This window comes from Arthrobacter sp. B3I9, from assembly GCF_030816935.1.
GTDB lineage: Bacteria > Actinomycetota > Actinomycetes > Actinomycetales > Micrococcaceae > Arthrobacter.
Map to the genome: position 1 here is coordinate 2792850 of NZ_JAUSYO010000001.1, position 26114 is coordinate 2818963.

Annotated in this window: 29 protein-coding genes, 6 tRNA genes and 1 riboswitch; of the genes, 10 read left to right on the forward strand and 25 right to left on the reverse strand. The window is 67.2% G+C overall.

What is annotated here, in order from left to right; all coding sequences use genetic code 11:
• Positions 1–47: 47 nt before the first annotated feature.
• The 8 genes from lgt to hisI form a co-directional block, all read right to left on the reverse strand.
• A complete protein-coding gene (gene lgt, locus QFZ65_RS13035; protein ID WP_306911042.1) occupies positions 48–1292 on the reverse strand; it encodes a prolipoprotein diacylglyceryl transferase in 1245 nt (414 codons plus the stop codon).
• A 3-nt stretch (positions 1293–1295) separates the two neighbouring features.
• Positions 1296–2129, reverse strand: a complete 834-nt coding sequence (gene trpA / locus QFZ65_RS13040) for a tryptophan synthase subunit alpha (protein ID WP_306911044.1) — start codon at positions 2127–2129, stop codon at positions 1296–1298.
• A complete protein-coding gene (gene trpB / locus QFZ65_RS13045) occupies positions 2126–3448 on the reverse strand; it encodes a tryptophan synthase subunit beta (protein ID WP_306911045.1) in 1323 nt (440 codons plus the stop codon). Before trpB ends, trpA begins: the two co-directional genes overlap by 4 nt.
• 81 nt (positions 3449–3529) lie before the next feature.
• Complete coding sequence (trpC, locus tag QFZ65_RS13050; RefSeq protein WP_306911047.1) at positions 3530–4348, reverse strand: indole-3-glycerol phosphate synthase TrpC; 819 nt, start codon at positions 4346–4348, stop codon at positions 3530–3532.
• Between the two features lie 2 nt (positions 4349–4350).
• The gene (locus QFZ65_RS13055) at positions 4351–4644 is read right to left on the reverse strand and encodes an HGxxPAAW family protein (RefSeq protein WP_306911049.1); all 294 of its coding nucleotides are present in this window, start codon (positions 4642–4644) and stop codon (positions 4351–4353) included.
• Between the two features lie 90 nt (positions 4645–4734).
• On the reverse strand, positions 4735–5358 hold the full coding sequence (locus tag QFZ65_RS13060; protein ID WP_306911051.1) for a Trp biosynthesis-associated membrane protein: 624 nt from the start codon (positions 5356–5358) through the stop codon (positions 4735–4737).
• Positions 5359–5366: 8 nt separating this feature from the next.
• A complete protein-coding gene (locus tag QFZ65_RS13065; RefSeq protein ID WP_306911052.1) occupies positions 5367–7010 on the reverse strand; it encodes an anthranilate synthase component I in 1644 nt (547 codons plus the stop codon).
• A gap of 129 nt (positions 7011–7139) precedes the next feature.
• A complete protein-coding gene (gene hisI, locus QFZ65_RS13070) occupies positions 7140–7649 on the reverse strand; it encodes a phosphoribosyl-AMP cyclohydrolase (RefSeq protein ID WP_373427587.1) in 510 nt (169 codons plus the stop codon).
• Positions 7650–7816: 167 nt separating this feature from the next.
• Between hisI and QFZ65_RS13075 the strand changes: the two genes are divergently transcribed.
• A complete protein-coding gene (locus tag QFZ65_RS13075; protein WP_306912573.1) occupies positions 7817–8461 on the forward strand; it encodes a TIGR03085 family metal-binding protein in 645 nt (214 codons plus the stop codon).
• 183 nt (positions 8462–8644) lie between these two features.
• Here QFZ65_RS13075 and hisF read toward each other — a convergent pair whose 3' ends face one another.
• From hisF to def, 12 genes are all read right to left on the reverse strand, one after another.
• Positions 8645–9421, reverse strand: a complete 777-nt coding sequence (gene hisF, locus QFZ65_RS13080; protein WP_306911054.1) for an imidazole glycerol phosphate synthase subunit HisF — start codon at positions 9419–9421, stop codon at positions 8645–8647.
• Positions 9422–9447: 26 nt separating this feature from the next.
• Entirely contained in the window at positions 9448–10290 is an 843-nt protein-coding gene (gene hisG / locus QFZ65_RS13085) for an ATP phosphoribosyltransferase (RefSeq protein WP_306911056.1), read from the reverse strand.
• Positions 10291–10447: 157 nt separating this feature from the next.
• Entirely contained in the window at positions 10448–10711 is a 264-nt protein-coding gene (locus QFZ65_RS13090) for a phosphoribosyl-ATP diphosphatase (RefSeq protein WP_024367461.1), read from the reverse strand.
• A 123-nt stretch (positions 10712–10834) separates the two neighbouring features.
• Complete coding sequence (gene ribH, locus QFZ65_RS13095; RefSeq protein WP_306911059.1) at positions 10835–11320, reverse strand: 6,7-dimethyl-8-ribityllumazine synthase; 486 nt, start codon at positions 11318–11320, stop codon at positions 10835–10837.
• Between the two features lie 74 nt (positions 11321–11394).
• Positions 11395–12084: a GTP cyclohydrolase II gene (ribA, locus tag QFZ65_RS13100; RefSeq protein ID WP_306911061.1), complete on the reverse strand. Its 690-nt coding sequence runs from the start codon at positions 12082–12084 to the stop codon at positions 11395–11397.
• Between the two features lie 24 nt (positions 12085–12108).
• Positions 12109–12795, reverse strand: coding sequence for a 3,4-dihydroxy-2-butanone-4-phosphate synthase (gene ribB, locus QFZ65_RS13105; protein ID WP_306911063.1), 687 nt, complete (start codon positions 12793–12795; stop codon positions 12109–12111).
• Entirely contained in the window at positions 12792–13445 is a 654-nt protein-coding gene (locus QFZ65_RS13110) for a riboflavin synthase (protein ID WP_306911064.1), read from the reverse strand. The genes ribB and QFZ65_RS13110 overlap by 4 nt, the downstream gene beginning before the upstream one ends.
• Positions 13445–14590 carry a bifunctional diaminohydroxyphosphoribosylaminopyrimidine deaminase/5-amino-6-(5-phosphoribosylamino)uracil reductase RibD gene (ribD, locus tag QFZ65_RS13115; RefSeq protein WP_306911065.1) on the reverse strand — a complete coding sequence of 382 codons (1146 nt, stop codon included), beginning with the start codon at positions 14588–14590 and terminating at the stop codon, positions 13445–13447. Before ribD ends, QFZ65_RS13110 begins: the two co-directional genes overlap by 1 nt.
• Before the next feature lie 152 nt (positions 14591–14742).
• A riboswitch (FMN riboswitch) is annotated at positions 14743–14891 on the reverse strand.
• Positions 14892–15101: 210 nt separating this feature from the next.
• A complete protein-coding gene (gene rpe, locus QFZ65_RS13120) occupies positions 15102–15758 on the reverse strand; it encodes a ribulose-phosphate 3-epimerase (RefSeq protein ID WP_306911067.1) in 657 nt (218 codons plus the stop codon).
• 73 nt (positions 15759–15831) lie between these two features.
• Entirely contained in the window at positions 15832–17427 is a 1596-nt protein-coding gene (locus QFZ65_RS13125) for an RsmB/NOP family class I SAM-dependent RNA methyltransferase (RefSeq protein WP_306911069.1), read from the reverse strand.
• Positions 17424–18344, reverse strand: coding sequence for a methionyl-tRNA formyltransferase (gene fmt, locus QFZ65_RS13130; RefSeq protein ID WP_306911070.1), 921 nt, complete (start codon positions 18342–18344; stop codon positions 17424–17426). Before fmt ends, QFZ65_RS13125 begins: the two co-directional genes overlap by 4 nt.
• Complete coding sequence (gene def / locus QFZ65_RS13135) at positions 18341–18973, reverse strand: peptide deformylase (protein ID WP_306911072.1); 633 nt, start codon at positions 18971–18973, stop codon at positions 18341–18343. Before def ends, fmt begins: the two co-directional genes overlap by 4 nt.
• A gap of 167 nt (positions 18974–19140) precedes the next feature.
• On the opposite strand from def, the gene QFZ65_RS13140 reads away from it, so the two are divergent.
• Positions 19141–20043: a DUF222 domain-containing protein gene (locus tag QFZ65_RS13140; protein ID WP_306911074.1), complete on the forward strand. Its 903-nt coding sequence runs from the start codon at positions 19141–19143 to the stop codon at positions 20041–20043.
• Positions 20028–21062 (forward strand): DUF222 domain-containing protein, encoded by a 1035-nt coding sequence (locus QFZ65_RS13145; RefSeq protein WP_306911077.1) that lies wholly within the window; start codon positions 20028–20030, stop codon positions 21060–21062. Before QFZ65_RS13140 ends, QFZ65_RS13145 begins: the two co-directional genes overlap by 16 nt.
• A gap of 47 nt (positions 21063–21109) precedes the next feature.
• On the opposite strand, the gene QFZ65_RS13150 is transcribed toward QFZ65_RS13145, so the two are convergent.
• Together QFZ65_RS13150 and QFZ65_RS13155 are read right to left on the reverse strand one after the other, a co-directional pair.
• On the reverse strand, positions 21110–21481 hold the full coding sequence (locus tag QFZ65_RS13150) for a hypothetical protein (RefSeq protein ID WP_306911079.1): 372 nt from the start codon (positions 21479–21481) through the stop codon (positions 21110–21112).
• Positions 21482–21892: 411 nt separating this feature from the next.
• A complete protein-coding gene (locus QFZ65_RS13155) occupies positions 21893–22195 on the reverse strand; it encodes a putative quinol monooxygenase (protein ID WP_306911081.1) in 303 nt (100 codons plus the stop codon).
• A 432-nt stretch (positions 22196–22627) separates the two neighbouring features.
• On the opposite strand from QFZ65_RS13155, the gene QFZ65_RS13160 reads away from it, so the two are divergent.
• Complete coding sequence (locus tag QFZ65_RS13160; RefSeq protein WP_306911083.1) at positions 22628–22768, forward strand: hypothetical protein; 141 nt, start codon at positions 22628–22630, stop codon at positions 22766–22768.
• A gap of 333 nt (positions 22769–23101) precedes the next feature.
• Here the strand turns inward: QFZ65_RS13160 and QFZ65_RS13165 are convergent, their stop codons facing one another.
• Positions 23102–23947 (reverse strand): cytochrome, encoded by an 846-nt coding sequence (locus tag QFZ65_RS13165; protein WP_306911084.1) that lies wholly within the window; start codon positions 23945–23947, stop codon positions 23102–23104.
• Positions 23948–24171: 224 nt separating this feature from the next.
• Positions 24172–24243: transfer RNA gene (locus tag QFZ65_RS13170), tRNA-Val, on the reverse strand.
• A gap of 343 nt (positions 24244–24586) precedes the next feature.
• On the opposite strand from QFZ65_RS13170, the gene QFZ65_RS13175 reads away from it, so the two are divergent.
• The 5 genes from QFZ65_RS13175 (at position 24587) to QFZ65_RS13195 (ending at position 25140) form a co-directional block, all read left to right on the forward strand.
• Positions 24587–24659 (forward strand) — tRNA-Gly (locus QFZ65_RS13175).
• 46 nt (positions 24660–24705) lie between these two features.
• Positions 24706–24776: transfer RNA gene (locus QFZ65_RS13180), tRNA-Cys, on the forward strand.
• A 38-nt stretch (positions 24777–24814) separates the two neighbouring features.
• Positions 24815–24889: transfer RNA gene (locus tag QFZ65_RS13185), tRNA-Val, on the forward strand.
• Positions 24890–24944: 55 nt separating this feature from the next.
• Positions 24945–25017: transfer RNA gene (locus tag QFZ65_RS13190), tRNA-Gly, on the forward strand.
• A gap of 48 nt (positions 25018–25065) precedes the next feature.
• Positions 25066–25140, forward strand: a tRNA-Val gene (locus tag QFZ65_RS13195).
• Positions 25141–25262: 122 nt separating this feature from the next.
• On the opposite strand, the gene QFZ65_RS13200 is transcribed toward QFZ65_RS13195, so the two are convergent.
• On the reverse strand, positions 25263–25559 hold the full coding sequence (locus QFZ65_RS13200) for a hypothetical protein (RefSeq protein ID WP_306911086.1): 297 nt from the start codon (positions 25557–25559) through the stop codon (positions 25263–25265).
• A gap of 317 nt (positions 25560–25876) precedes the next feature.
• Here QFZ65_RS13200 and QFZ65_RS13205 point away from each other — a divergent pair, with 317 nt between their 5' ends.
• The gene (locus QFZ65_RS13205) at positions 25877–26104 is read left to right on the forward strand and encodes an antitoxin (RefSeq protein ID WP_373427588.1); all 228 of its coding nucleotides are present in this window, start codon (positions 25877–25879) and stop codon (positions 26102–26104) included.
• Positions 26105–26114: the final 10 nt, after the last annotated feature.

A 26114-nucleotide genomic window follows, 5' to 3' on the forward strand; every position in this document is an offset into this window, starting at 1 on the left:
CGGGCCCCTCGAGCGGTGGCTCTGCGGCCCGTTTTGCCGGTGCTGGCCTACTTGGTACCGCCAGCTTCCGTAGCGGATCCGGTGGAGTGGCGGCCGGATGCTCCGGCCGCCGATGCTCCCCCGGCAGGTGTGGTGCCGCCGGCGGCTTCCGTTGACGCTTCCGCCGACGTTTCCGTCCGCGCAGAGGCATCGCCTGGACCGCTTTGGTTATCAGGGAGATTAGCACGTGATTCACTATCTGAGACAGCGGAGTCCGAATGGCGGATGCCTCCGGCCACCGGAACCGCCACCGGTTCCGCGCCCGGCTTCGCGTCGGATTCGGGGCCCGGTTCTGGGTCATATTCGGTGCCCGGTTCTGTGTCTGCCTTCGTTCCGGCCCCGACGGCTGCGGGCTCCCGGCCCGGAAGATAGGGCGTATCCGCATCCGTGGGCTTGCGCAGTCCCAGCACGATGAAGGTGCCGAGCGCCACCAGCAGGACCAAAAGGCTGGTCCATACGTTTAGCCTGGCGGTGATCCCGAAAAGGTTGATCTGTTCCGCGTCGTCGATCCGCATCGCTTCGATCCACACCCGGCCCAGCGTGTAGTAGATCGCGTAGAGCCAGAAGAGACGGCTGCGGCGGAAGTTGAAGCCCCGGTCCAGGAGCAGGAGGATCCCCACGCCTGCCAGGTTCCACAGCGACTCGTACAAAAAGGTCGGGTGGAAGAGTGTGCCCGCCGGCATGCCGGCCGGGAAGTTGGGGTTGTCGGCGTCGATCTGCAGCCCCCACGGAAGCGTGGTGGGGCTCCCGAAAAGTTCCTGGTTGAAGTAGTTGCCCCAGCGGCCAATGGCCTGGGCCAGCAGCAGTCCCGGCGCCGCGGCGTCCAGGAAGGCGCTCAGCTTGACCCCCGACCGGCGGCAGCCGATCCACGCGCCCACGGCCCCGAGGACGACGGCGCCCCAGATGCCCAGGCCGCCGCGCTGGATCTGCGGAATCAGCGAAAGGTCCCCGGTACCGTCGAAGCCCGGACCGAAATATGCGTCCGGGGAGGACACCACGTGGTAAAGCCGGCCGCCGATGATACCGAAGGGAATGGCCCAGATCGCGATGTCCCAGACGCTGCCCTCCGGAGCGCCCCTCCTTACCCAGCGGACCGAGGTCAGCCAGAGTCCGACGACGATCCCGGCCAGGATGCACAGTGCGTAGGCGTGGATGCGCAGGGAGCCCCAGGGCAGCGGGATGTCGAACCCGGACCAGTCCGGGCTCGGAATGCTCGCGGGAACCATCGCCGCCGCGGTGAGGACTGCCTGCATTGCTTACGCTTCTTCCTTGGTAAGGCCGGTGCTGAGGTCTTTCGTCAAGGACGCTACGGCTTCAACTCCGCCGTCACGGAGCGCCGCAACGAGGGCGGTGCCCACAATCACGCCGTCCGCGTACTCGGCAATTTCACGGACCTGGTCCGCAGTGGACACTCCCAGCCCGACGCAGACCCGTTCGGCGCCGGCCCCGTGGGCTGCTGCCACGACGTCCTTCGCTGCCGAACTGACCGAGGAACGGGCGCCGGTGACACCCATGATGGAGACGGCGTAGACGAAGCCGCGGCTTGCGTCCACGGTCCGCTTCATCCGTTCCGGAGAGGACGAGGGCGCCACGAGGAACACCCGATCGAGGCCGTACTTGTCGGAGGCCGCCATCCACTCCGAGGCTTCGTCGGGAATCAGGTCCGGCGTGATGAGCCCGGCTCCCCCGGCTTCGGCGAGCCGGCGGGAGAATTCGTCGACGCCCATCCGCAGTACCGGATTCCAGTAGGTCATGACCAGAACGGCGGCGTCGGTCTTGCTCGTGATGCCGCGGACCACGTCGAAGACCTCGTGGACGCGGAAGCCCTGGGCGAGGGCTTCGGTGGTGGCTGCCTGGATGACCTGCCCGTCCATGACGGGGTCCGAATACGGAATACCGACCTCGATCAGGTCGGCGCCGTTCTCCGCCAGGGCGATGCCGGCCGCGATGGTCTCGGCAACGCTCGGGTATCCGGCCGGCAGGTAACCGATCAGGGCCGCGCGGCCCTGCGCCTTGGCGCGGTCAATGGCCGCCGCCGATTTGCTCGTGCCGGCCGTGTCCGGGCTGCTGGTCGATTCGACGCCGCTCACAGCTGCTCCCCCTCTTTCGCGATCTCCGACTCGGGTGAGTCCTTGTCCAGCAGGTCAAACCATTCCGCCGCCGTGGCCACGTCCTTGTCGCCGCGGCCGGAGAGGTTCACAATGACGATCTTGTCTGACGCTTTGCCTTCCGCCTCAGCGGCGAGGCGCTGGCCTACCTTGATGGCGCCGGCGAGGGCGTGGGCGGACTCGATGGCGGGAATGATGCCTTCCGTCCGGCAGAGCAGGCGGAACGCCTCCATGGCTTCGCTGTCCGTGATCGGCTCGTAGCTAACCCGTCCGATGTCGGCGAGGTAGGAGTGCTCCGGACCGACGCCCGGGTAGTCCAGTCCGGCCGAGATGGAGTGCGACTCGATGGTCTGGCCGTCGTCGTCCTGCATCAGGTAGGAACGCGCGCCGTGCAGCACGCCGGGCTTCCCGAGCGTGATGGTTGCCGCGTGCCGTCCGGTTTCGACGCCGTCGCCGCCGGCCTCAAAGCCGTAGATCTTCACCGACGGGTCGTCCAGGAAACCGTGGAAGATTCCGATGGCGTTGGAGCCGCCGCCGATGCAGGCACAGACGGCATCGGGCAAACGGCCGGTCTGCGCCAGGATCTGGCCGCGGGCTTCCTCGCCGATGACCTCGTGGAAGTAGCGCACCAGGGCCGGGAAGGGGTGCGCCCCGGCAGCCGTGCCCAGCAGGTAGTGCGTGGTGTCAACGTTGGCGACCCAGTCGCGGAGCGCCTCGTTGATGGCGTCCTTGAGTGTCTGCGAACCGTTCGTCACCGGAATGACCTTTGCGCCGAGGAGTTCCATCCGTGCGACGTTCAGCGCCTGGCGCCGGCAGTCCTCCGCACCCATGTAAACGACGCATTCCAGGCCCATCAGGGCGGCCGCGGTGGCGCTTGCGACGCCATGCTGCCCGGCGCCGGTCTCGGCGATGACGCGGGTCTTGCCCATCCGCTTGGCGAGCAGAGCCTGGCCGAGGACGTTGTTGATCTTGTGCGAGCCGGTGTGGTTCAGGTCCTCGCGCTTGAGGAACACGCGGACTCCCCCGGCGTGCTCCGAGAAACGCTTCGCCTCGGTCAGTAGCGAGGGCCGGCCCGAGTAGTTCCGGTTCAGCTCGGCGACCTGTGCGGTGAACTCAGGATCGGCCTTGGCCTTCTCGAAAGTGTCCTCGAGCTCGTCCAGGGCCGCGATCAGCGACTCCGGCATCCATCGGCCGCCGTAGGAGCCGAAGTAGGGCCCGGGGGCGTGCCGCAGGGACTCCCCGCCCTGCAGGAACGCGTCCACTGCGCTTTCGTCTGAGCTGGCTGCTGGCGCTTCGGCCATCAGTCTCACCATCCTGTTCCACTGCTAGCTAGTAAAGCTGTAAAGGTTGCTCTGAAGCCTGCCGCGCGTGGCTGTCCGGCCTCAGGCGCGGGCGGCGATCTCTTCCGCCCCGGCGGCCATGAACTCCGCAATCCGCTCGCGCGGGGTGGCGTTCTTGACCAGGGCTTCGCCCACCAGGACCGCGTTGGCCCCGTTGGCGGCGTAGTGCCGGACGTCGTCGACGTCGCGCACGCCGGACTCGGCAATCACCAGCGCGCCGGACGGGATGCCGCCGGCGAGTTCGGCGAAGACGGAGCGGTCGACGTCGAGGGTCTTGAGGTTGCGCACGTTGACGCCGATGATCCGCGCCTCGGCGGCCACTGCCCGCTCGATTTCCTCTGCGGTGTGCGTTTCGACGAGCACGTTCATGCCGAGTTCGCGGCTGAGGGCGCTGTACTCGCGCAGTTGCGCGTCGCTCAGGGACGCCACAATGAGCAGGATCAGGTCGGCGCCGTGGGCACGGGCTTCCCAGATCTGGTACTCGTCGATCATGAAGTCCTTGCGCAGCAGCGGGATGTCCACGGCTGCCCGGACGGCGCCGAGATCGGCGAGCGAGCCGTTGAAGCGCCGCTGTTCGGTCAGCACGCTGATGACCGCCGCACCGCCGTCGGCGTACTGCACGGCCAGGGAGGCGGGATCGGCAATGCTGGCGAGGTCACCTTTGGAGGGGCTGCGCCGCTTGATCTCGGCGATCACCTTCAGCTGGTCCCGCTCGGGCCGGTCTCCGCCGAGGGCGGCCCAGGCATCGAGGGCTGGAGCCGACTCCGCGGCCCGTTCCTTCAGTTCCGACAGTGGAACGAGGCGCTGGCGGGCCTCCATATCCTCCCTGACACCGGAGTTGATGTCATCGAGAACGCTCACGCTTAGTGGCCGGAGTTCTTCAGCTTGCTGCCACCGACGCCATAGCCGGCCTTGCGCATGCCGAAGCCGACCAGCAGGCCGATGATCATGACCGCGCCGCCCGCGACGAAGACCGGGGTGTTGGCGATGACGTAGGCGATCGCCATGATGAGGGCACCGAAGAGCATGACAAACACGGTGGTCCAGGCGGCGGGGCTGTTGCCGTGGCCGGTGGGTTCGCGGTGGTCAACGTTGTCGTAGCTGAAAGGGGCGGTTCCGGCAGCGGTTTTGGGGGCGGAAACGGTGTCTTTGCTCATTGAAATCTCCTCAGGACGGATACTGCTTACATTCTGCCATTTATTGACGGTGTCATTCGCCGCGTTACCGGGCGCGCCCGCGGCATCGGCTCATGTGGGGTCGTCACCGCGGGACAGCCGGTCCCAGCTCTCGATTTCGTCGGCCGGACCCGCCGGGGCCGTCGACCCGGAGTGTGTTCCGGTCGCAGCAGTGTCGTATTTGGTGCGGGTTTTCCAGTAACGCCCCGCCGGGACGATGGCCAGCGCGCTGAGGCCCAGCAGGGAGCCGGCCACGACGGCGAGGGCCGGGAAGGCTGTGACGCCCACCTGGACGCTGCTCCCGCTGATCCCGGTGGCGGCGGCAATGGAGCCCTGGGCAGCAGCCAGTGGGTCGGCCTGCACGACGGCGGCGGCGCCGACGATGCCGGCGGCCGCGAGAAGGATGATGGCGGTGATGACCCACCGCGCGATCCGTCCGGCAATGGAAGCGGCAAGTCCGCCGGCCAGGGCGACAAGCGCCAGAGCCGTGACCGTGGTGGCGGCCTTGCTGCCTTGTACCTGCAGCCCGTCCTGGCTGCCCACACCCTGGCCCAGTTGCGTAGGGTCAAGGTGGACCGTGAGCCACGTCTGGGTGGTGGTCCCGAAAACGGCCAGGGCCAGCACTGCGATGACCAGGACGAGCGTCGATTTCCGGGCCCAGCGCGGCACGCTGGGACTGGAGCTCTTGACCGTCATGCCCGAACTCACGGCTGCTCCGTCGCGGCGCCGGCGGTTCCGGCGCCGGCGATTCCGGCGTCGGCGATTCCAGCGTCGGGGATTCCGGCAGCCGGCCGGGGTGCGCCCGCGACCGTGTCGGCGGTGACGTTGCGCAGCGATCCGGCCGTGTGCACGGCGCGCATGGGGGCAGCCGCCTTGTTGACGGTTTCCAGGGCTTCACTTTCGTTGACGGAGTCGGCCACGATTCCGCCGCCGGCCTGCACGTAGGCCCTGCCTTCACGCAGCAGTGCGGAGCGGATGGCGATGGCCATGTCCATGTCCCCCGCGAAATCCAGGTAACCCACCACGCCGCCGTAGATGCCGCGGCGGTGCGGTTCGAGTTCGTCCAGCAGGCGCAGGGCACGCGGTTTCGGCGCGCCGGAGAGCGTGCCCGCGGGGAACGTGGCCCGCAGCACGTCGTAGGCCTTGGCGTCGGGGGCGAGTTCGCCGACGACGGTGGAGACAAGGTGCATGATGTGGCTGAAGCGCTCCACTTCCATGAACTGCGTGACATCGACGGAGCCGGCCACGCAGACCTTGGACAGGTCGTTGCGTGAGAGGTCCACGAGCATCAGGTGTTCGGCGCGTTCCTTCTGGTCGCCCAGGAGTTCCTCCGCGAGGGCCTTGTCCGCCTCGACCGTCTTGCCGCGCGGCCGGGAACCTGCGATGGGGTGGGTGATCACTTCCTCGCCGGTCACGGTCACGAGGGCCTCGGGGGACGACCCGACAATCGAGTACTGCCGGCCGGCGGCGTCCTCGAGGCTGAAGATGTACATGTAGGGGCTCGGGTTGGTGTTGCGCAGCACCCGGTAGACGTCCAGCGGCTCGGCGCCGCACTCCATCTCGAAGCGGCGGGAAATGACCACCTGGAAGACCTCGCCGTCGACGATGGCCTCCTTGCCGCGGTCCAGGGCGGCCAGGTATTCGGCTTCGTCCCAGCGCTCCTGCACGCTGGAGGCGAAGTCGAGGGCCGCGGTCTCCAGTACGGACACCGGCTGCTGCACGGGCGCGCTCACCTTGGCCAGCAGGGCCTTCACGCGGGCGACGGCGTCGTGCCAGGCTTCGTCGACACGCTCGGAGCTGTTGTCGAAATTGATGGCGTTGGCGATCAACAGGACAGTGCCGTCCATGTTGTCGTGCACCGCCATGTCGGTGACCAAGTTCAGGGCCATCTCGGGCAGTTCCAGATCGTCTTCCGGCGGGCTGGTGAGCTTCTCCCAGTGCCGGACCGTTTCCCAGCCGAGGAAGCCGACCAGGCCCGAGGTGAACGGGGGCAGCCCATCGAACCGTTCCGTGCGCAGCGCCTCGATGGTGTCCCGGATGGCGTCCACCGGGCTGCCGTCCAGCGGTACGCCGACGGGTGGCTCGCCAAGCCAGTGCGCCTGACCGTCCTTGGTGGTGAGGGTGGCCCGGGAGCGGGCGCCGATGAACGAGTACCGTGACCAGGCGCCGCCGACGGCGGCGGATTCCATCAGGAAGGTGCCCGGCTGGCCCTGCGCGAGCTTGCGGTACAGCCCGATCGGGGTTTCGGCGTCTGCCAGCACCTTGAGCCGGACGGGAATGACACGGCTGTGGACGGCGAGCTCACGGAACTCCTCCAGGCCCGGGCTGATGGTTCCAAGGTCCTGCATGGCTGTGTTCTCCGCCTGTTCTTTCAGTGGTTCTGGGGGTTAGATAGTCTGCAGCGAATTCAAGGACACAGGGGTGCAGTCCCTAGCCCTGGGGTGGTGCAGGTGGCCGGCTCATTCCGCGGGGCCAACTCATTCCGCGGGGCCGGTCACGGCCTCGAGCTCACGGCCGTCGAAACAGGTGCGGGTACCCGTGTGGCACGCGGCACCCACCTGGTCGACGCGGACCAGCAGGGCATCGCCGTCGCAGTCCATCGCGAGGGACTTGACCCACTGGACGTGGCCGGACGTGTCGCCCTTGCGCCAGTACTCCTGGCGGGAGCGCGAATAGAACGTCACGCGGCCGCTGGTCAGCGTGCGGTGCAGCGCCTCGTCATCCATCCAGCCCAACATGAGCACTTCGTTGGTGTCGAACTGCTGGACGATCGCGGCGACCAGGCCGGCACCGTCCCGCTTGAGGGCCTGGGCCAGTTCGGCAGGGAGCGGGCTGCCCGGAGCGGACACCGCCGCCGACGCGGCCGGGTCCACCGGCCCGCCTGCCGGGGCATGGGAGGCCGAACTCGGTGCGCTTGGATTCAGTACTGGTGAATCCAGTACAGGCGCTGAACTCAGTACAGGGGCGGGGGCGGGCTGCTCAGACATCAGGTCAAGTCTAGTGCCTCCGCACGACCGCGGCCTTGTCCCCGGGCGCCGCGCTTAGCAGCCGCGCTTAACATGCGAGTGGCTAGGCGGCACAAAGCCCGATGGGGCGCCGGATCCGCCCCGGCCCGGTGCGCACGCTCCGCCGTCTCGTGCTAGTTTCACAAGTGATGCATTTCGTCGACCCGTCCCGAGAAGTCCTGGCCGAAACCCTGCTGGCGGCCGGCCCTGACTCCCCCACGCTCTGCACGGGCTGGCTCACCCGCGATCTTGCCGCCCACCTGTACCTGCGCGAGCGTAAAGCCGCCGTCGGTCTCGGGCTGCTGATCAAGCGGCTGGCCAAGGCTTCGGACGCAGCCACCGCAAGGCTGGCGGCAAAGCTCAAGACGCCGGAAGACTACAACAAGCTGGTCCGCACCTTCCGCGCCGGCCCTCCCGCGTTCTCCCCGATGAAGATCAAAGCCCTGGACGAGAGCTCCAACCTGATTGAGTACTTTGTGCACACAGAGGACGTCCGCCGGGCAGTCGACCGCTGGGCCCCGCGCGCCCTGGACGAGGAGTACTCGGACGCGCTCTGGGACGACTTGATCAAGCGCGCCGCCATCCTGTACCGAGGTGTGGACCTGGGCATCGTGCTCGTGCGGCCTTCCGGGCCCCGCCACGTTGCAAAACGGGCTCCCGTGTCCGTGGCCATCGTAGGCGAGCCGGGCGAACTGCTGATGCATGCGCACGGCCGGACGCGCCACGCCCTGGTGACGTTCGAAGGCCAGCCCGACGCCGTCGCGCTGCTGCAGTCCGCCGAAGTCGGCCTGTAACCAGAAGCGCGTACCTACCAAAAAAGCGCGGGTTCCCTACCTAAAGTAGGGAACCCGCGCTTTTGGTTGGGCCCACGCCCGCAGGGTTCCCTGTCCGTGGAGCCGCTCCGGCGAGGGCCCCAACCCGAGCTTGCGAGGGCAGGGAGCCGGTGCGGACGTGCGAGGATAGGGGGCGGGTGGGGACTAGCGGACCTCGAAGCCTGCCTCGCGGATGGCGGCCTTGACCTGGGCGATCATGTCCAGCGGACCGAAGTGGAAGACCGACGCCGCGAGGACGGCGTCGGCGCCTGCCGCCACTGCCGGAGGGAAGTGCTCGGGCTTGCCGGCGCCGCCGGAGGCGATCAGCGGCACCTTGACCCCGGCCCGCGCGAGGCGGATCAGTTCCAAGTCGAAGCCGTCCTTGGTGCCGTCGGCGTCGATCGAGTTCAGCAGGATCTCGCCCACCCCCCGGTCCGCCGCTTCACGCGCCCAGGCAATGGCGTCAATCCCGGTCCCCTGGCGTCCGCCATGGGTGGTGACCTCGAAGCCGGAGGCGGTGGGCTGCGATCCCGGCCGCGTGCGGCGTGCGTCCAGGGACAGGACGAGGACCTGGGAGCCGAAGTGCCGGGTGATTTCATCGATCACGTCCGGCCGGGCCACGGCCGCGGTGTTGATGGCTGCCTTATCGGCGCCGAAGCGCAGCAGCTTGTCCACCTCGGCGACGCCGCGGACGCCGCCGCCCACGGTGAGGGGGATGAACACTTCCTCAGCGGTGCGGCGGACGACGTCGAACGTCGTCAATCGGTTGCCGGAGGATGCGGTGACATCGAGGAACGTCAGTTCGTCGGCGCTGCCGTTGTCGTAACGGTGCGCCAGTTCCACGGGGTCACCGGCGTCGCGCAGGCCTTCGAAATTGATGCCCTTAACCACGCGTCCGGCGTCGACGTCGAGGCAGGGGATGACGCGCACGGCTACAGTCATGACTTCTCCTGGTATTCGTGCTTAGGTCAGATGCGGCAGGCGTGGATGCTGCTGACCAGGATGGCGCGGGCGCCGAGGTCGTACAGTTCGTCCATGATGCGGTTGGTTTCCCGCTTGGGCACCATGGATCGGACGGCTACCCAGTCGGAGTCGCGCAACGGCGAGACCGTGGGCGATTCGAGGCCGGGAGTGAGCGCCGCGGCTTCCTCGACGAATTCCTTGCGGATGTCGTAGTCCATCAGCACGTACTGGCGCGCGACGAGGACCCCCTGGAGGCGGCGGATCAGTACCTCGGTCGCGGGGTTCTGCTCGCCCTTGCGGCCGATCAGCACGGACTCGGAGTTCAGGATGGGCTCGCCGAAGATCTCCATCCCGGCGGCCTTGAGGGTGGTGCCGGTTTCGACGACGTCGGCGATTGCGTCAGCGACGCCGAGCCGGACGGAGGATTCGACGGCGCCATCAAGGCGGACCACCTTCGCCTTGATGCCGCGCTCGGCGAGGTAGCCCCGGAGCAGCCCGTCGTAGCTGGTGGCCAGGCGCTTGCCTTCGAGCTGGTCGATGGCGGTGAAGTCGCCCACCGGTCCGGCGAAGCGGAACGTGGAGGCGGCGAAGCCCAGCGGCAGCAGCTCTTCGGCTTCGACTTCGGCGTCCAGCAGCAGATCGCGGCCGGTGATGCCGACGTCGAGCGTGCCCTGGCCGACGTACACGGCGATGTCGCGCGGGCGGAGGAAGAAAAATTCAATATCGTTGTCCGGGTCCACCATGACCAGTTCGCGGGTGTCGCGGCGCTGGCGGTAGCCGGCTTCGGCGAGCATGGCGGAGGCGGCTTCGGACAGGGATCCCTTGTTCGGGACGGCAACTCTCAGCATGGGGAGGTCTTTCTTGGTCGGGACGGTGTCCAGGACAGTCCAACTGCAGGGCTGTCCAAACAGGACAGTCCAATCAGGGTCGGTCGAATCAGGCACTGCGGGCCACGCAATACACCGGATCCGCCTGTAGGCTCAGGCGGTTCCGGTGCTGACGTGGCTAGAGATGCTTGTAGACGTCTTCCAGGCTGAGTCCTTTGGCGAGCATGAGAACCTGCAGGTGATAGAGCAACTGCGAAATTTCCTCAGCGGCGGCTTCATCGGATTCATACTCGGCAGCCATCCAGACCTCGGCCGCTTCTTCCACGACTTTCTTGCCGATGCCGTGGACTCCGGAATCCAGTTCGGCGACGGTGCGGGAGCCCTCCGGGCGGACGGCTGCCTTCTCACTCAGTTCTGCGAACAGCGACTCGAAATTCTTCACACCCTCCAGCCTACTTGCTCGGCGCCGGGCAACGCCCGCCGTGCCCGTGCATGACGGACGGGATGTGAGGGATTCCACAGACCGCGGGGACTTGGTCGAACGGGTGAAGCAGTCGGGCAGGGTCTAGCGGTACTGCCCGAGGGTCACTGCGGTGGCGAGGGCCGCGGTGACGGCCTCGTGGCCCTTGTCCTCCTTGGATCCCGGCAGGCCGGCCCGGTCGAGGCCCTGCTGTTCGGTGTCGCAGGTCAGCACGCCGAAGCCGACGGGGACGCCGGTGCGCACCGAGACCTCCGTCAGGCCCACCGTGGCGGCCTCGCAGACGTACTCGAAGTGCGGGGTCCCGCCGCGGATCACGACGCCGAGCGCCACGACGGCGTCGAAGTGCGGCGCCAGCCGGGCAGCGGCAACGGGGAGCTCGAACGTGCCGGGAACCCGCAGCACGGTCGGCTCGCCGATGCCGGCGTCCTTTGCGGCGCGGAGGGCGCCGTCCAGCAGGCCGTCCATGATCTGGGTGTGCCAGCTGGCGGCCACGATGGCCAGTTTCAGCTGGGACGTTTCCTCGGGCTTGAGGGTGCTGAGGTCAATCTGGGGTGCGCCGTGTCCGGCCATGTTTGATTCCTTGTCCTGCTGAGTCTTGAAACTCGGAAAGTCTCGTGTCTTGGAAGATTTTGGGGTCTTGCGGGTCAGTCTTGTTCGTGCTCGAAGCCGCCGGCAACCGGCGCCGCTTCCGGCATGTCCAGCACGAGCCGGTGGTCCATCCGGTCCTTCTTGGTCTGCAGGTACCGGATGTTCTGCTCGCGGGACGGCACCTCGGTGGGTACCATTTCGACCACCCGGACGCCGGCCTGTGCCAGCCGGTCCTGCTTGTCGGGGTTGTTGCTCAGGAGCCGTATCTCGTGCAGCCCCATCTCGGCAAGGATCTGTGCCGCGGCCTTGTAGCAGCGCGCGTCCACGGGCAGGCCCAGCTGCTCGTTCGCTTCCACCGTGTCAAAGCCTGCTTCCTGCAGGGCATAGGCCTTGATCTTGTTGGCCAGGCCGATCCCCCGGCCTTCCTGACCACGCAGGTACAGCAGGGTCCCGCCGTATTCGTTGATCAGTTCCAGGGCGTAGGCCAGCTGCTCGCCGCAGTCGCAGCGGTAGGAACCAAAGACATCTCCGGTGAGGCACTCGGAGTGCAGGCGGACCAGCGGGGGCGTCCCGTCCACGGGTTGCAGGGGCGAACTGACTGCAAGGTGTTCGGCCCCGGTGGCCAGATCAGTCCACGCCTGTGCCACAAAGTGGCCGAAGGTCGTGGGCAGCTGGACGATTGGTCCCCCGCTGACCGGGTGCGGTTGGCGGCCCGTGCCCATTTCTTGTGCTTCCGACGTCGTCATCGTCTCTCCTTATTCCAGCGTCTATCAGACGGTGTCCGCTGCCCGCATGGCGGGCTGTCCGGCACTGAGGTATTCCACGAGATCTGCAATCGAGATCAGGGGGCAGCCGTGCTCCAGCGCGAAGGCGCGAAGTCCGTCCAGCCGCATCATCTCTCCGTCGTCGTGCACCAGCTCTGCTATGACACCCACGGGTTCGAGGCCGGCAAGCCGGCACAGGTCCACGGCCGCTTCGGTGTGGCCGGGCCGTTCCCGCACACCACCCTTAACAGCGCGAAGCGGAAAAACATGCCCGGGGCGGGTCAGGGCCGACGGCGTGCTGCCGGGGTCGGCCAGGACGCGGGCGGTCAGGGCCCGGTCCGTCGCGGAAATTCCGGTGCTGACGCCGGCGGCGGCATCGCACGAGACCGTATAGGCGGTGCCCTTGGAGTCCTCGTTGATTTCAACCATCGGCGGCAGCGCGAGCGCACCGGCGCGGTCGGCGTCGAGCGGGACGCAGATGACGCCGGAGCTGTACCGCACCGTCCAGCCCATCAGGGCCGGCGTTGCGTACTGGGCGGCGAAGATGATGTCGCCTTCGTTCTCACGGTCCTCATTGTCGACGACGAGGACCGGAAGTCCCGCCGCTATGGCGCGGACGGCATCCTCGATCGGATCGAGGCCGGACTGTGGCTTGGCCGCCGCCGGGGCAGACGAATCCTTGACGTGGTTCACTGTGCCGCCACCTCTCCGTGCGCTGCTCCCCCGGCTGCCGGGCTGGAAAAAGCCAACAGGCGCTCAGTGTACTTCGCCAGCACGTCCACCTCGACGTTGACCCGGCCGCCGGGATCCTTCGAGCCCAGTCCGGTCTCGGCCAGCGTGGTGGGAATCAGCCCCACTTCAAACCACGGCGCCGGTTCGGAGGCGGGGCTCACTGCGGTCACGGTGAGGGACACGCCGTCGACGGCGATGGAGCCCTTCTCGGCGATGTACCGGGCCAGGCCGGCCGGCACGCCGAAACGGAGACGGTCCCAGTTGCCAAGGCCCTCACGCTCCAGCAGCTCCCCGACGCCGTCCACGTGGCCCTGGACGACGTGCCCGTCCAGGCGGCCGCCGGCCGGGACACAGCGCTCCAGGTTCACCGGGTCCCCCGCGGCAAGCTCGCCGATGGTGCTGCGCGTCAGCGTCTCGCCCATGACGTCGACGCTGAAGTCCTTGCCGTCGATCTCGGTGGCCGTGAGGCAGACGCCGTTGACGGCGATAGAGCCGCCCAGGGCGAGTCCCTCGGTGGTTCCGGGCGCGTGGAGCCGGACGGTGGCGCTGATGTTGCCGTTGCGTTCGACGGACAACACCTTCCCCTGTTCGGCGATAATTCCGGTGAACATCAGTTGCCTCCTGCGGCGGTGTCCGCGCTGGTGCCGCGCGGGGTAGAAACGGACGAAGTAGTGGTGGGCCGAAGGTGCAGCCGGAGGTCCCGGCCCAGCATCTGGACTGCCCCTCCGGACGCGTTGTCCCACTCCCAGTGCTGGGCGTCGGCAAGGGTGGTGATGCCGAGGTCCTCCAGGGCCGGCGTGCCGGAGCCCAGAAGCGTCGGGGCGAGGTAGACGATGAGCTCGTCCACCAGCCCGGCGGTGAGGAAGGCGCTGAGGATCCGGGAGCCGCCCTCGACCATGAGATGGCGAACGCCGGCCGCGAACAATTCCTCGAGCGCCTCGCGGGGATCGCGGGTCGGCAGGTGCAGTACCTTGCCGTCGTCGCCGTTGATCGCGGCATCGGCGGGAATGCCCCGGTAGCCCATAACCGCGCGCAGTGGCTGTTTGGGAGCCGGATCGCCGTCGGCGTTGCGGGCGGTGAGCCGCGGGTTGTCGACCAGGACCGTTTGCGTCCCGACCAGGATGGCATCGATCCGGCCACGCAGGGCGTGGTTGTCCGCCAATGATTCCGGGCTGGAGATCCACTGGCTGGTGCCGTCCGGGGCGGCGATCCGGCTGTCGAGGGTCTGCGCGATGTGCAGCGTGACGAAGGGCCGTTTGGCGGCTACCGCGTCGAACCAGCGCCGGTTCAGGTCCAGCGCGGCGACCGCCCCGAGGCCGGAACGGACCCGGACTCCTGCGGCCCGCAGGGTCGCGGCGCCCCCGGCTGCCGGGTCATGGGGATCGTCGACGGCGTAGATGACGTCGGTGATGCCGGCGTCGATGATCGCCTGGGCGCACGGACCGGTCCGTCCGCAGTGGTTGCAGGGCTCCAGCGTGACCAGCATGGTGGTTCCGGTAAGGTCATGGCCGACGGCGGCCGCCTGGGCGATAGCGTCCACTTCAGCGTGGGCAGTTCCGGCGCCGCGGTGGTAGCCGGTCACCAGATGTGTTCCGTCGGCAGCCATGACGACGGCGCCCACCAACGGGTTCGCACCCCGAGGTCCCTGCAACGCAGCCTCGAGGGCCGCATCCATGGCGGCAATCTCGGTATTGCTGAAGCCTGCCCCGGTCAGGTCCGCGCCCGCCGTCTGCTCAGCCCCTTGTTGGACGCTCATTTACCTGCCACCGGGCCTTCAACGGCCGCAGCGTCGGTAAAGAGCCATCGCAGAGAGTTCATGCCTGTCGTTCCTTCCCTCAAGAACCGCGATGGCTCCGGGGGTATACGACAGCGAAATTCTGCGGCGCCAAAGGCGCCGCAGTAACAGCTGTACGTGCTTCTCTCATCCAGACTTTAACTGTCGGTACCGGAATTCCACCGGTTCAACCGCTCGCCGGTTCCTCCCGAAGGAAGCGCCGGCTCGCGGGTCGCGGACTATCACCGCCGGTTCGGACTTACACCGACCCCGGAGCACGTATGTGTGTTGCTATTGTGGCACAACTGCCGGGCAGCTCCCGCTATTCCCGGGCCGGCGATGTTACGTCCGGCGTCATTTTTGGCGCTGACATGGGCAGCCGGCGCGCTCGGTCAACCCCAGGGGCGCGGGTCGAGGGGCGCGGGTCGAGGGGCGCGGGTCGAGGGGCGCGGGCCGCAGGCCGCTGACTCCGGCGCCGGCGCGCGCCTACCCGTCAACGCTTGGCGGCCGCCCGGAGACGGTCGATGGCCTCCGCCGGATCAGCGGCACCGTACACGGCGGATCCTGCGACGAAGACGTCGGCGCCCGCCTCGGCGGCGCGCGTGATCGTCTCCTCGGTGATGCCGCCGTCGACCTGCAGCGCCACCCGCCCGCCGGAGCCATCAATCGCGGCGCGGGCGCGGCGGATCTTGGGCAGGGTCAGGTCCAGGAAGGACTGTCCGCCAAAACCCGGTTCCACGGTCATAATCAGCAGGAGGTCCAGTTCGCCGAGCATGTCCAGGTAGGGCTCCACCGGGGTTCCGGGGCGAAGCGCCATCCCTGCCTTTGCTCCGCGGGTCCGAAGCTCCCGGGCAAGCTTGATCGGCGCGATTGAGGCTTCCGCGTGGAACGTTACCGAAGCCACGCCTGCGTCGGCGAAGCCCGGCGCCCAGCGGTCGGCGTCGGCGATCATCAGGTGAGCATCCAGCGGCACCGGGCTGACGTCCTGGATCCGCTTAACCACCGGGAGTCCGATCGTCAGGTTCGGCACGAAATGGTTGTCCATGACGTCCACGTGCACGGCGTCGGCGTTGCTGATTCTCTGCAGTTCCGCCTCGAGGTTGACGAAGTCGGCGGAAAGGATGCTCGGGTTGATGCAGCACTGGGCCATGGGTTTCCTTTGCGGTCTGCTGAACGGGCTGGGTGGAGCTTCGGGGCAACAGTTACCCAGTATCGCCTGCGCGTCAGGCCTTTTTGCGGATAAGCGCGAGGAACATGGCATCGGTCCGGTGGATATGCGGCCACAACTGGGCGGTGCCTTCGTGCCCGGCTTCGAGGTGGCCGGTGAGGCTGACGCTGTCCAGCACCGCTCCGGCGTCGAGCAGTTCCAGGTCCTCGCGTTTGCGCAGGACATCGCTGACGACGGCGGTGGTCTCCGCCGGGTGCGGTGAGCACGTCACGTAGGCCACGACGCCGCCGGGCCGGACGGCTGCCAACGCGGACTTGAGGAGCTCGCGCTGCAGCGGACCGAGGTCGGCCAGGTCCTTAGGCGTACGACGCCAGCGGGATTCGGGACGCCGGCGCAATGCCCCGAGCCCGGTGCAGGGTGCGTCAACGAGGACCCGGTCGAAGCTTTCGGCCATCTCCGCGCCCACCTCGCGGCCGTCTCCGGTCCGCACATGCCAGACCTCATGCGGTACCGCGGCCAGGGCCTGTCGGACCAGCTTCGCACGGTGCGGGGCGGGTTCGTTGGCCAGCAGGGTGGCACCCCGTTGCCGGGCGAGGGCGCCGAGGAGTGCGGCCTTGCCGCCAGGACCGGCGCACAGGTCCAGCCACCGTTCGCCGGCTTCAGTTCCGACTTCGGTGTCCGGGGTGCTGCTACCAGTGCCCGGCTCAACGGCGGCCATGGCCCGGGCAACGAGCTGCGATCCGACATCCTGGACCCGGGTGCTGCCGTTCCGCACCGAGGCGAGACGGCCCAGGTCGCCGCCGCTGGAGAGGGCCGATCCTTCGACAAGTTCCCCAGGCGTGGCCCCTCCTTCGAGGGCCTCGTCCAGGCTGCCGAGCCCGGGCAGCGCCACGAGGTTGACCACGGGGGCAGCATTGTCCGCCTCCAGCAGCTCGTCGATTTCGTCGACCGGGCGGCCGTGGGCCACGAGGGACTGCCGCAATGCACGGACAATCCATTCCGGGTGGGCGTGGCGGATCGAGGCGATCTTCGTTTCGTCTGTCTCGTCGCTGAGGAGCAGCTCCAGCCACTCATCCAGCGTGTGCGCCGAGACCTTGCGCAGCACGGCGTTGATGAGGGCCGAGGGCCCCGCTCCGATCACGGCGCGGGCCAAGCCCACGGTCTGGTCCAGTGCGGCGTGGGCGGGAACGCGCATGGCCAGCAGCTGGTGGACGCCGATCCGGAGGGCATCCAGAATGGCCGGATCCAGCTGGTCCAGCGGCCGGTCGACGCAGCGGGTAAGGATCGCGTCATAGGTCCCCTGGCCCCGCAAGGCGCCGTAGCTCAGTTCGGTGGCGAAACCGGCGTCGCGCTTGTCCAGTCCATGGTGCCGGATCCGCGCAGGCAGCACGAGGTTGGCGTAGGCGTCCTCGGAGGCCACGGCGCGGAGCACTTCGAAGGCAACGAGGCGGGCGGGATCCGCCCGGCGGGTGCGCTGGGACGGAGCGTTCTCGGTGAACCCGCGCTGCGGGCCGCGGTTGCGCTCCCGGCCCTGGGCGTTGCGCTGGCTGCCGTCACGGCCGCGGCTGGTGCCGCGTTGACCGCCGGCTCCCCCTCCGCCGCGGGGTGCGCCCCTGCCGCGGCCACTGCCGCCCGTCCCGGACTCGCTCATTCGAATACCACGCTTTCAAGTGTTGCCTGTCCGCGCGCCCAATCAGCGGCGGTCATCATTTTCTTGCCCGAAGGCTGGATCCGGCTAAGTTCCACCGGATGCGAGCCGGTCCCGACCAGCACGCTTTTGCCGTCCAGGGCCAGCCGCCCCGGTTGCAGTGCCGGCGCCTGGGGCCGGAGCAGCACCGGTTCGAGTTTGACCCGCTGCCCGTCCAGGGTGGTCCAGGCGCCGGGTTCGGGAGTGACACCGCGGGCCCGCCGCCCGATCGCCAGGGCCGGTTGCCGCCAGTCGAGCCGTCCGTCCTCAAGCGTCAGTTTGGGAGCCAGGCTCACGTCACCCTGCTGCGGCACTGCAGCCGCCTTGCCGGCGTCGACCGCGGACAGTGTCTGGGTGAGCAGCACAGCGCCGCTGTGGGACAGCCGCTCGAGCAGCGTCCCCGCGGTGTCGTCCGGGCGGACGGCCTCGGTCAGCGTGCCGAACACGGGCCCGGTGTCCAGCCCCTCCTCGAGAAGGAAGGTGACGGCGCCGGTGACGTCGTCACCGGCGATGACGGACCGTTGCACGGGGGCTGCTCCGCGCCACGCCGGCAGCAGGGAGAAGTGGAGGTTTATCCAGCCGTACCGGGGAACTTCCAGTGCCGGACGCGGAATGAGGCCGCCGTAGGCCACGATCGCGGCGACGTCAGGTTCAGTGGCAGCGATCCGGGCGGTGACCTCGGAGTCCACTTTTGCCGCGTGGATGACCTCGATGCCAAGCTCGGCGGCGCGGGCCGCAACCGGCGACGGCGTCAGGACCCGCTTCCGCCCCACCGGGGCATCCGGGCGGGTCAGGACGGCGACGACGTCGAACCCCGCCTCGACGAGGGCGTCCAGGGAGGGGACGGCGACGGCGGGTGTCCCGGCGAACAGAACCCTCACTGGGTGTTACCGAAGGACCCGGTGGCGGCGCGGGAAGCGGCGCCGGCGCTGCCGGTGGCGGCACCGCCGCCGAAGGAGCCCCCACCGAAGCTGGACCCGACCGTCTTGGCACGTTTCGCCGTCGTCTGCTCCGTGACGGCGTCGTAATTGGCGTTCCGGATGGCGCGCAGAGCGGCCTTGCGGTCCTCGCCTTCGAGGCGGTCGGTGAACAGGATGCCGTCGAGGTGGTCAGTCTCGTGCTGGAAGCAGCGGGCAAGCATGCCCTCGCCCTCGACGGCGACCGGGTTGCCGTGCAGGTCCACTCCGGTCACGCGTGTGTGACGGCGGCGACGGACCGGGAAGCCCAACCCGGGGATGGAAAGGCAACCCTCGACGGCGTCCGGCTGGAAGTCCTCGCTGTTTTCCAGCACCGGGTTGATGATGTGTCCCTCAACACCGCCGATCCGGTAGGTGAAGACACGCTGGCTAACGCCGACCTGGGGAGCGGCCAGGCCTGCGCCTTCGACATCCTCCATGGTCTCGGTCATGTCCGCGACGAGCTTCGCCAATTCAGGCCCGAATTCCGTCACGGGATCTGCGACTGTGCGCAGCACAGGATCTCCGATGATGCGGATATTCAAAATGGCCATGTGCAATCTGTCCTCACGATGGGCGGATACGGGATTCCCACCAGTTTAGTTGCCCCGGCCAGCTTCCCGGACGCGGCCGATCTGCTTCGCCTGCACCTGGCTTGCTCCGGGCTGGTGGTCGATCGGTCCTCGCTAATAATGTCGGAGCCAAGTATTAGCGTGTGGGTATGGAAGCCGTCGGGGATTTCCTCCCGCTTGCGGACGCGGACCAGGCCAGAAGCCGGTCCGTGGATTCGGCTGTGGACGAGGCTCTCGCGCTGCTCCGGAGCGCGGGCTCGACGGCGGTATCTGACGCGGCGCCCTGGGGATTCGGGGCCGCGTCCGACTTCGCCGGCCAGGTGGAGGAACTGTCCCGGGCCGCGGAGTATCTGCAGCTCCTCGCGGCCGGCGCCGTGGACCGGCCGCGGAAACAAGACATAGCCACGGCCGGCACAGGATCCGGGACCACCGGCTGGACCACGGGCTGGCGGGACACCCCTGCCGCCGGCAGCAGTCCTAGCTCCGGCAGCGACGGCGGCGATAGCGACGACGGCCCGGACGCCGGAAGTGCCGCCGCCGGAAGCCTGGTTGCACAGAGCCGGGGTGCTTCTGGAGTTGCCGACAGCACGATGGGAACGCCGGACGACAGCATCCGGGCCGCAGACACAACGAACTTGCCGGGCGGCATGGGCTCAGCAGTCGACGGAAGCGCCGCGAGTGACCGCGGCGCCGCGCGTGACGGGGCTGCCACGGGTGACTCGGACGCCGCACGTGACGGGAACGCCACGGTCGGCAGGGATACCGCGAACGCGGTGGACGACGGGTACCGGAACACCACCAAGTTCCTGCGGGCCCGGTTGCGGATCAGCGCCCCGGAGGCCCGGCGCCGACTCGCCCTCGCCGGGGACCTGCTGCCCCGCACCCGGTTCGGCGGCCAGGAACTCCTGCCCCCTGTCCGTGAGGAACTCGGCGCCGCGGTAGCCTCAGCCGAGGTCTCGTCCCGGACCGCGGGCATCATCACCGCAGCACTGGACCGGGTCCGGCACGTTTCTGCGACCCGGAAACCGCAGCCCGGATGGAGCACGTCCTGACCCGGACCGCGGCAGAGAACGACCCGGACTTCCTCGTCCGCGTCGCCCGGAACTGGACCGACGCGATCGACCAGGACGGCGCCGAACCATCCGAGGAACTGCTCCGCCAGCTCCAGGGCGCCTTCATCCGCCGGCCCCGCCACGGGCTGCACCACCTGGAGATCTTCGCGACCGCCGAGCAGTTCGAACTCCTCCTCACCGTGATGAACACCGGCACCAACCCCCGCACCACCACGCCCGACCCCGCCACCGCGACGAACAAGGCCACCGCCACTACCGCTGACGGGGCCGCCACGGACAGCACCGGGGCGGACAGCACTGTTGCAACCGGCACAGCCGCGGGTTTCCTTGAGGCGGAGCCGCCCGCGGTGCTGGATCTCCGTACCCAGCCGCAGAAGCGGCTCGACGGCCTCGTCGGCGGCTGCAAGGTTGCCCTCGCCGCCGGAGCCCTGCCCGCCACCGGCGGACTCCGCCCCCAGGTCATGGTCACCATCGGCTACCGCGACCTCCTGGCCCGCCTCGACCACACCGCCGACCCCGGCGCGGCACCAGACGGCGCCGGCGCAGAGAGGCCGGAACACACCGGGACGCTGCTGTTCACCGGCCCCGTCACCGCCTCCACCGCCCGCAAAATCGCCTGCGACGCCGACATCCTCCCCGTCCTGCTCGGCAGCGAGGGCCGGATCCTGGACATCGGCCGGACCACAAGAATCTTTCCCCCGCACATCCGCAAAGCCCTCACCGCCCGCGACCAGGGCTGCACCTTCCCCGGCTGCACCATCCCCGCTCCCTGGTGCGAGGCCCACCACATCACCTACTGGTCCCGCGGCGGGACCACCGGCACGGACAACGGAACACTCCTTTGCTCCCACCACCACCACGTCATCCACAAAGAACACTGGACCATCCAACTCCGCGCCGGGATCCCCTGGTTCATCCCACCCCCACACCTTGACCCACACCAAAGACCCCGCCGCAACCACTACTTCCAACCCACCCACCACCCACTCACAGCCTGAGGCGGGGTGAGCGCCACTACTACTTGTCGCTGCTGGCGCGCAGCAGCCTACGGCTTTGCCCTCAGCTGCCGGTTCCTTGACCCGAGCATTATCCAGATAACGACGGCGAAGGTCAGGAATAGCAGCGCAACCGGTAGGAGCAGAAAACCCAGGCTGGTGTCGCCGGACGCTATTGTCATGCCGGCGAGGCACCCAAGAACGACGCCGAGCACTGCCGGCACAACGGCGATTCTTTTCCAGGCTTCGGCATCGCGATCGCTGAGGTCCGCCGCCTTAAACTGAGCACTGTCTTCCCGTTCATAGAGCTGCGCCACGAATAAAGCGACGATGGGGGGAAACAACCGCAGAGACAGGTCGGCACCCGGACCCTGAGGGTTAAGGGTCGTGCCCACGATAGTCACAATGATGACGAACGACACGACTCCTAGGAGCGCTAGGTATCTCCACCGCCGGCGGCTTCGCACGAGCCTCCCGGCTCTGGTCTTTCCGACCAGAATTACTCCGCCCCAAAAAACCAGCAAGGCGGGCATGAGGCTCTGAAAAACGGACAACTACACGTCGGCCGCGGTTCGCCAGATCGTGAGGAGTGCAACGGCGGCGAGGGCTATGACCACCAGACCATCGGCGATCCGGAGCTTGTCCTCTGTCTGTTGAGAGGCCATTCGGCAAGTGCAATAGACGGCGACCCGGTTGTCAATAAGTCAACTCACGGGATAAACATCCGGGCGGGCAAAGCCTAGGACCTTTTACCGTCGCGCGTCCGTACAGTTCCGGGCCGATTGCACCCGGTCATCTGCGAATGAGCCTGAGAGCCTCCACATCGGCTCGCATCAGTCTCGAAGCGGCGACCCGGCGACGTCGAACCGAAACCCTCCGAACTTGCCGGACAATAACGGCCGTGCGGCCGTGATGGATGCCTGGACCTCCGGCAGTGCGAGGGAAGCCTGATGCGCGTCCTCGCTCTCCCACAACTCCACCACGAAGACCGTGTCAGGGTCGTCATCGTTCACTCCGACCTCGTAGGCAAGGCAGCCGATCTGCCGGAGGGTGTCGCTACGCTGAGTCAAGTGGCGCACCAACTCGTCGCGCTTGCCCGGGAGAGTGCCCAGCGTTCCCACATTCGCAAAGGTCATGCCTCTACCGTAATAGGACGGCCGGCATTCACTGTGTCCGTAGTAGGAATCGTCAGTGTCAGGGCGTTGTTCCTAGGGCTGTCCTCCCTGGCATCGTTCTTTGAGTAGAACCAGGCTGGTGGGAGTGGCGGCAAGTTCTATAACACCCTTGTCGGTATTCAGCACGAGAATCTTCCCTTTGGGGAGTCTGCCCACGGTGCTTTGGTGCGTCCACCAAGGGGAGCCGGCGCTGAATACACTTCAACGCGTCCGGCTGGGCGGCCCGTCATGCCCGTCTTTGCTTGAACCAGAAGTTGGCTTGGTTCTGCCTTTGCGTATCCTGGCGCCCACCTCCCTTTGAGTGCCGATCCCGGCTCGCGGCGTGAGCATTCAAAGATTCCCTGTTCGGCGTCCATTGCCCTTCGTCGTTTTATGTAGGGAATCACGGGTACGGTGACGATTACCGTCAGGGCCACGCTGATAGCGATCGCCGCGCCCGAGCCCAGCCAAAAACCCAACTTCTCCGTCAGGGGATCAAGCAAGGTCGCTATCACCAGCGTTGTCGGCAGGAAGGTCAAGATGCTCGAGTCATAAAGTTTCTCTATCCGGCTGATGGGCGTCGCTTCCAACGTCGGTTCGTTCGTCGAACTGGGCCTAGCCTTCCCCACATCATGCGCCAGCCGGCCCGTTATCAGGACGATGATCGAGAGCCTACCTGTTCTCTGGTTCCTCCAACGGCCTGGCATCTGCGATGCACGCCGGAAATGCCAACCGTCTTTACCGCCCTCCAGCTCAGCATGGTGAGCTGTCCAGTAGAGCGCGATTTACGGCAGCACAGGCAGGCAGCGCAGGGCCGGCGCGGGTTTCAACGATGCGGGCGTCAACGACGCGGGCTTCCCCGCCGCGGAATCTGTTGCGTTGAGGATGTCAGCGCTGTGGGGGCGGGGCCAGCGGGAGCAGCGCCGGGCCGGCAGCGGTGGCATCAGCGGACATCTCCCAGACCCGCCGGAGTGCGCAGAACTTCCACCAATGGTGCTTGAGGACGTCCGGGTTGGCTCGCTGTGGCCGCACCTCGGTCTGGCCGACGGCGACCGCCAACAGGATGGGCGAGTCCCCATGCTTCCAGGGTTCCCACTCCCCCGCCACCGGATCCACAAGACTTTCTTCGGCCTTCATGCCTGCAACGAGCTGCATGACTACCTTGGCGTCGAGGGGCTTGACGGTGCCGTCCCGGCTGGTCCCCTTGGTCTTGTAGTCAATAAGGCAGATGCGGCCGTTGATCTTCGCGACGAGGTCCAGGGTGCCGGCGTAACCGACGGTTTTGTTCCACACCGTGATTTCCGGCGCGATCGGCTCAACCTGGAAGAGTTCCCACCACTCGTCGAACCGCGCGGCAAAAGCTTCCTCGCCGTTGGCGGCCAGCGCCTCGCGGGTTTCCACCATCCGGTGTGGCCGACCCAGGGCACGCAGGGCTACCTGCTCGCAGTAATTGTGGACCCTGTCCCCGCGTTTCGCGGCGTCGTCCCGGTACGACTCGGCAGCCTTGGCGGCGCGGCTTACGGCCTGGCGTACTTTCGCAGGGCTGCCCAATATGCCGGGCAGGGTTGGATCCTGGGCCAGGCTGTTGGCTCCCATGTAGCCGAACCAGCCATCGAGACCGTGAGGCTGCTGGCCGATCACGGTGGTAATGGACGGGACGGAGAACTGCTCGGACGTGGATCGTGCATACATCCGGCCGTAGTCCGTGGCATGGGCAAGAAGTGGAGCGGTCATGGAAAAAACTCTTTCACAGGGGTCAGACAGCGGAAGCAAAAAGTGACCAGCCGCGGCCATCCGCTGACACGCGGAACGGCAGGCGCGCGCCCGGGCAGGACCGAAACACGCGCCCAACGAGGGCCAAAGCAGCCGCCCCGGTCAGGACCGAAGCAGCCGCGGCAGCAGGGACCGAAAACAAAATGGCCCGCCCCGCTCTGCGAGCGGAACGGACCATTCATCGGTGGGCGATACTGGGTTCGAACCAGTGACCTCTTCGGTGTGAACGAAGCGCGCTACCACTGCGCCAATCGCCCCAATGCCATTGAATGCTAGCCCACCCCGGCGGAATTTTGAAATCGGCCCTTCGCCCCCCGGGGTGCGCACCGCGCGGCTGGGCTGGAATCACGGCGCATCGCCGTCCCGATCACAGCACCCAGCCACCCGGCGTCCCCGTCCCGATCACCGCACCCGCACCCGAACCCTAGGCACGTAATGACAGGGCTGTAATTCGCAAAAACCGCGGAAAGTCAAGGATTTACAGCCACCCTTGGGCGCCTTGGACGTCGCGATTTGTAAGTTGCCTGAACCTCCTATAGAGTTCTTACTCGTTGGAACGCGAAGAAACGCCGATTGCGGCGCGGAAATGCAGACAATAATGCGGACGTAGCTCAGCTGGTAGAGCACCACCTTGCCAAGGTGGATGTCGCGAGTTCGAATCTCGTCGTCCGCTCGCAGGACACTGTCACGGCAATGGTTCTTCGGAATCCTGTCTACACGGTGGGTTGGCCGAGAGGCGAGGCAGCGGCCTGCAAAGCCGTATACACGGGTTCGAATCCCGTACCCACCTCGGTGAAAACCCTGGTTTCCGGTTCTGCCGGATGCAAGGGGCGATTGGCGCAGCGGTAGCGCGCTTCCCTGACACGGAAGAGGTCACTGGTTCGATCCCAGTATCGCCCACCAAAGCAAGGCAACTTGCTTGATCCAGTACCACCGGCCCAGCCGGCAAGGACTAAATGCGGACGTAGCTCAGCTGGTAGAGCACCACCTTGCCAAGGTGGATGTCGCGAGTTCGAATCTCGTCGTCCGCTCTCTGTTTGGCCTGAATTTACAACTCCACTCCGGATCCTTCCGGTTGCGGGCGATTGGCGCAGCGGTAGCGCGCTTCCCTGACACGGAAGAGGTCACTGGTTCGATCCCAGTATCGCCCACCACGAAAGCAGCTCCCCCGGAGCTGCTTTTTTTGTCTGAATTCACCCGAGCGGCCCGTAGGCCGCCGGGACGCAGTTACGTAGGCAGCCGGGATCGCAGCTACGGCCGGATTTTGGAGAAATGGTTATGCGTCGGCGCCGGGGGTGAAGTAACTGTGTGCCTCCAGATAGGTCACTTTCGGCGGCCTTTCGATTCCTGCCTCTGCGGTGAAGGGTCCGATTTGCTCTTTCGCGAAGGCGTCGTAGAGTTCCCTCGTCCGCCAGAGGTCTGTGACGAGGATCCCGTCGTCCGTGGCCGCGACCCAGTGTCCGAGGGCGCCTGCCGGGCCGGGCCCTCCCGGGGTGAGACCCATTTTTCCGATAACCTCGTCGTATTGCTCCAAGGTGGCACCGCTGAATTCCATGATGACCGCGACGGCCATTTCCTTCTCCTTACGGGCGGCAGGCCGCGAGGCAACGGCCCGCAATTGATGTGATACGGCACGGTCTACGCTCAACCACCGGGATCGTCAACATGTAGCGGGCGCTTGCCTGGGTACCCGCACGGGCCGAACGGATAACGCCGGCGGAACGGTTGCCGTCCTTCCGGACCCACCCGCAGATCCGGTGGATTCGGCGTCGATTTGTCCTACGGAGCGTCCGTTACCCTGTGGGCGTACAACCTTGGCACCCCTGACAGCGCCGACTAGGGTGGTAAGCGCAAGGAGCGATCTGGCTCCGCGACCGAAGGGAGGTGCCCGTGGGTTTACTTGACGATCTAAAGGGCAAGGCTCAGCAAGCAATTGGTGGCAATCATGAAGCCATCAAGAACGGCATCGAGAAGGCCGGCGATTTCGTCGACTCCAAGACCGGCGGAAAGTACGCCGGCAAGATCGATTCCGTGACGCGGGGCGCTTCAGGCTTCGTGGACAAGCAGCACGGCACGCCAGGCACTGGGCCGGCGTCCGGACAGCCTCCGGTGGCCTGACAGCCTTCCG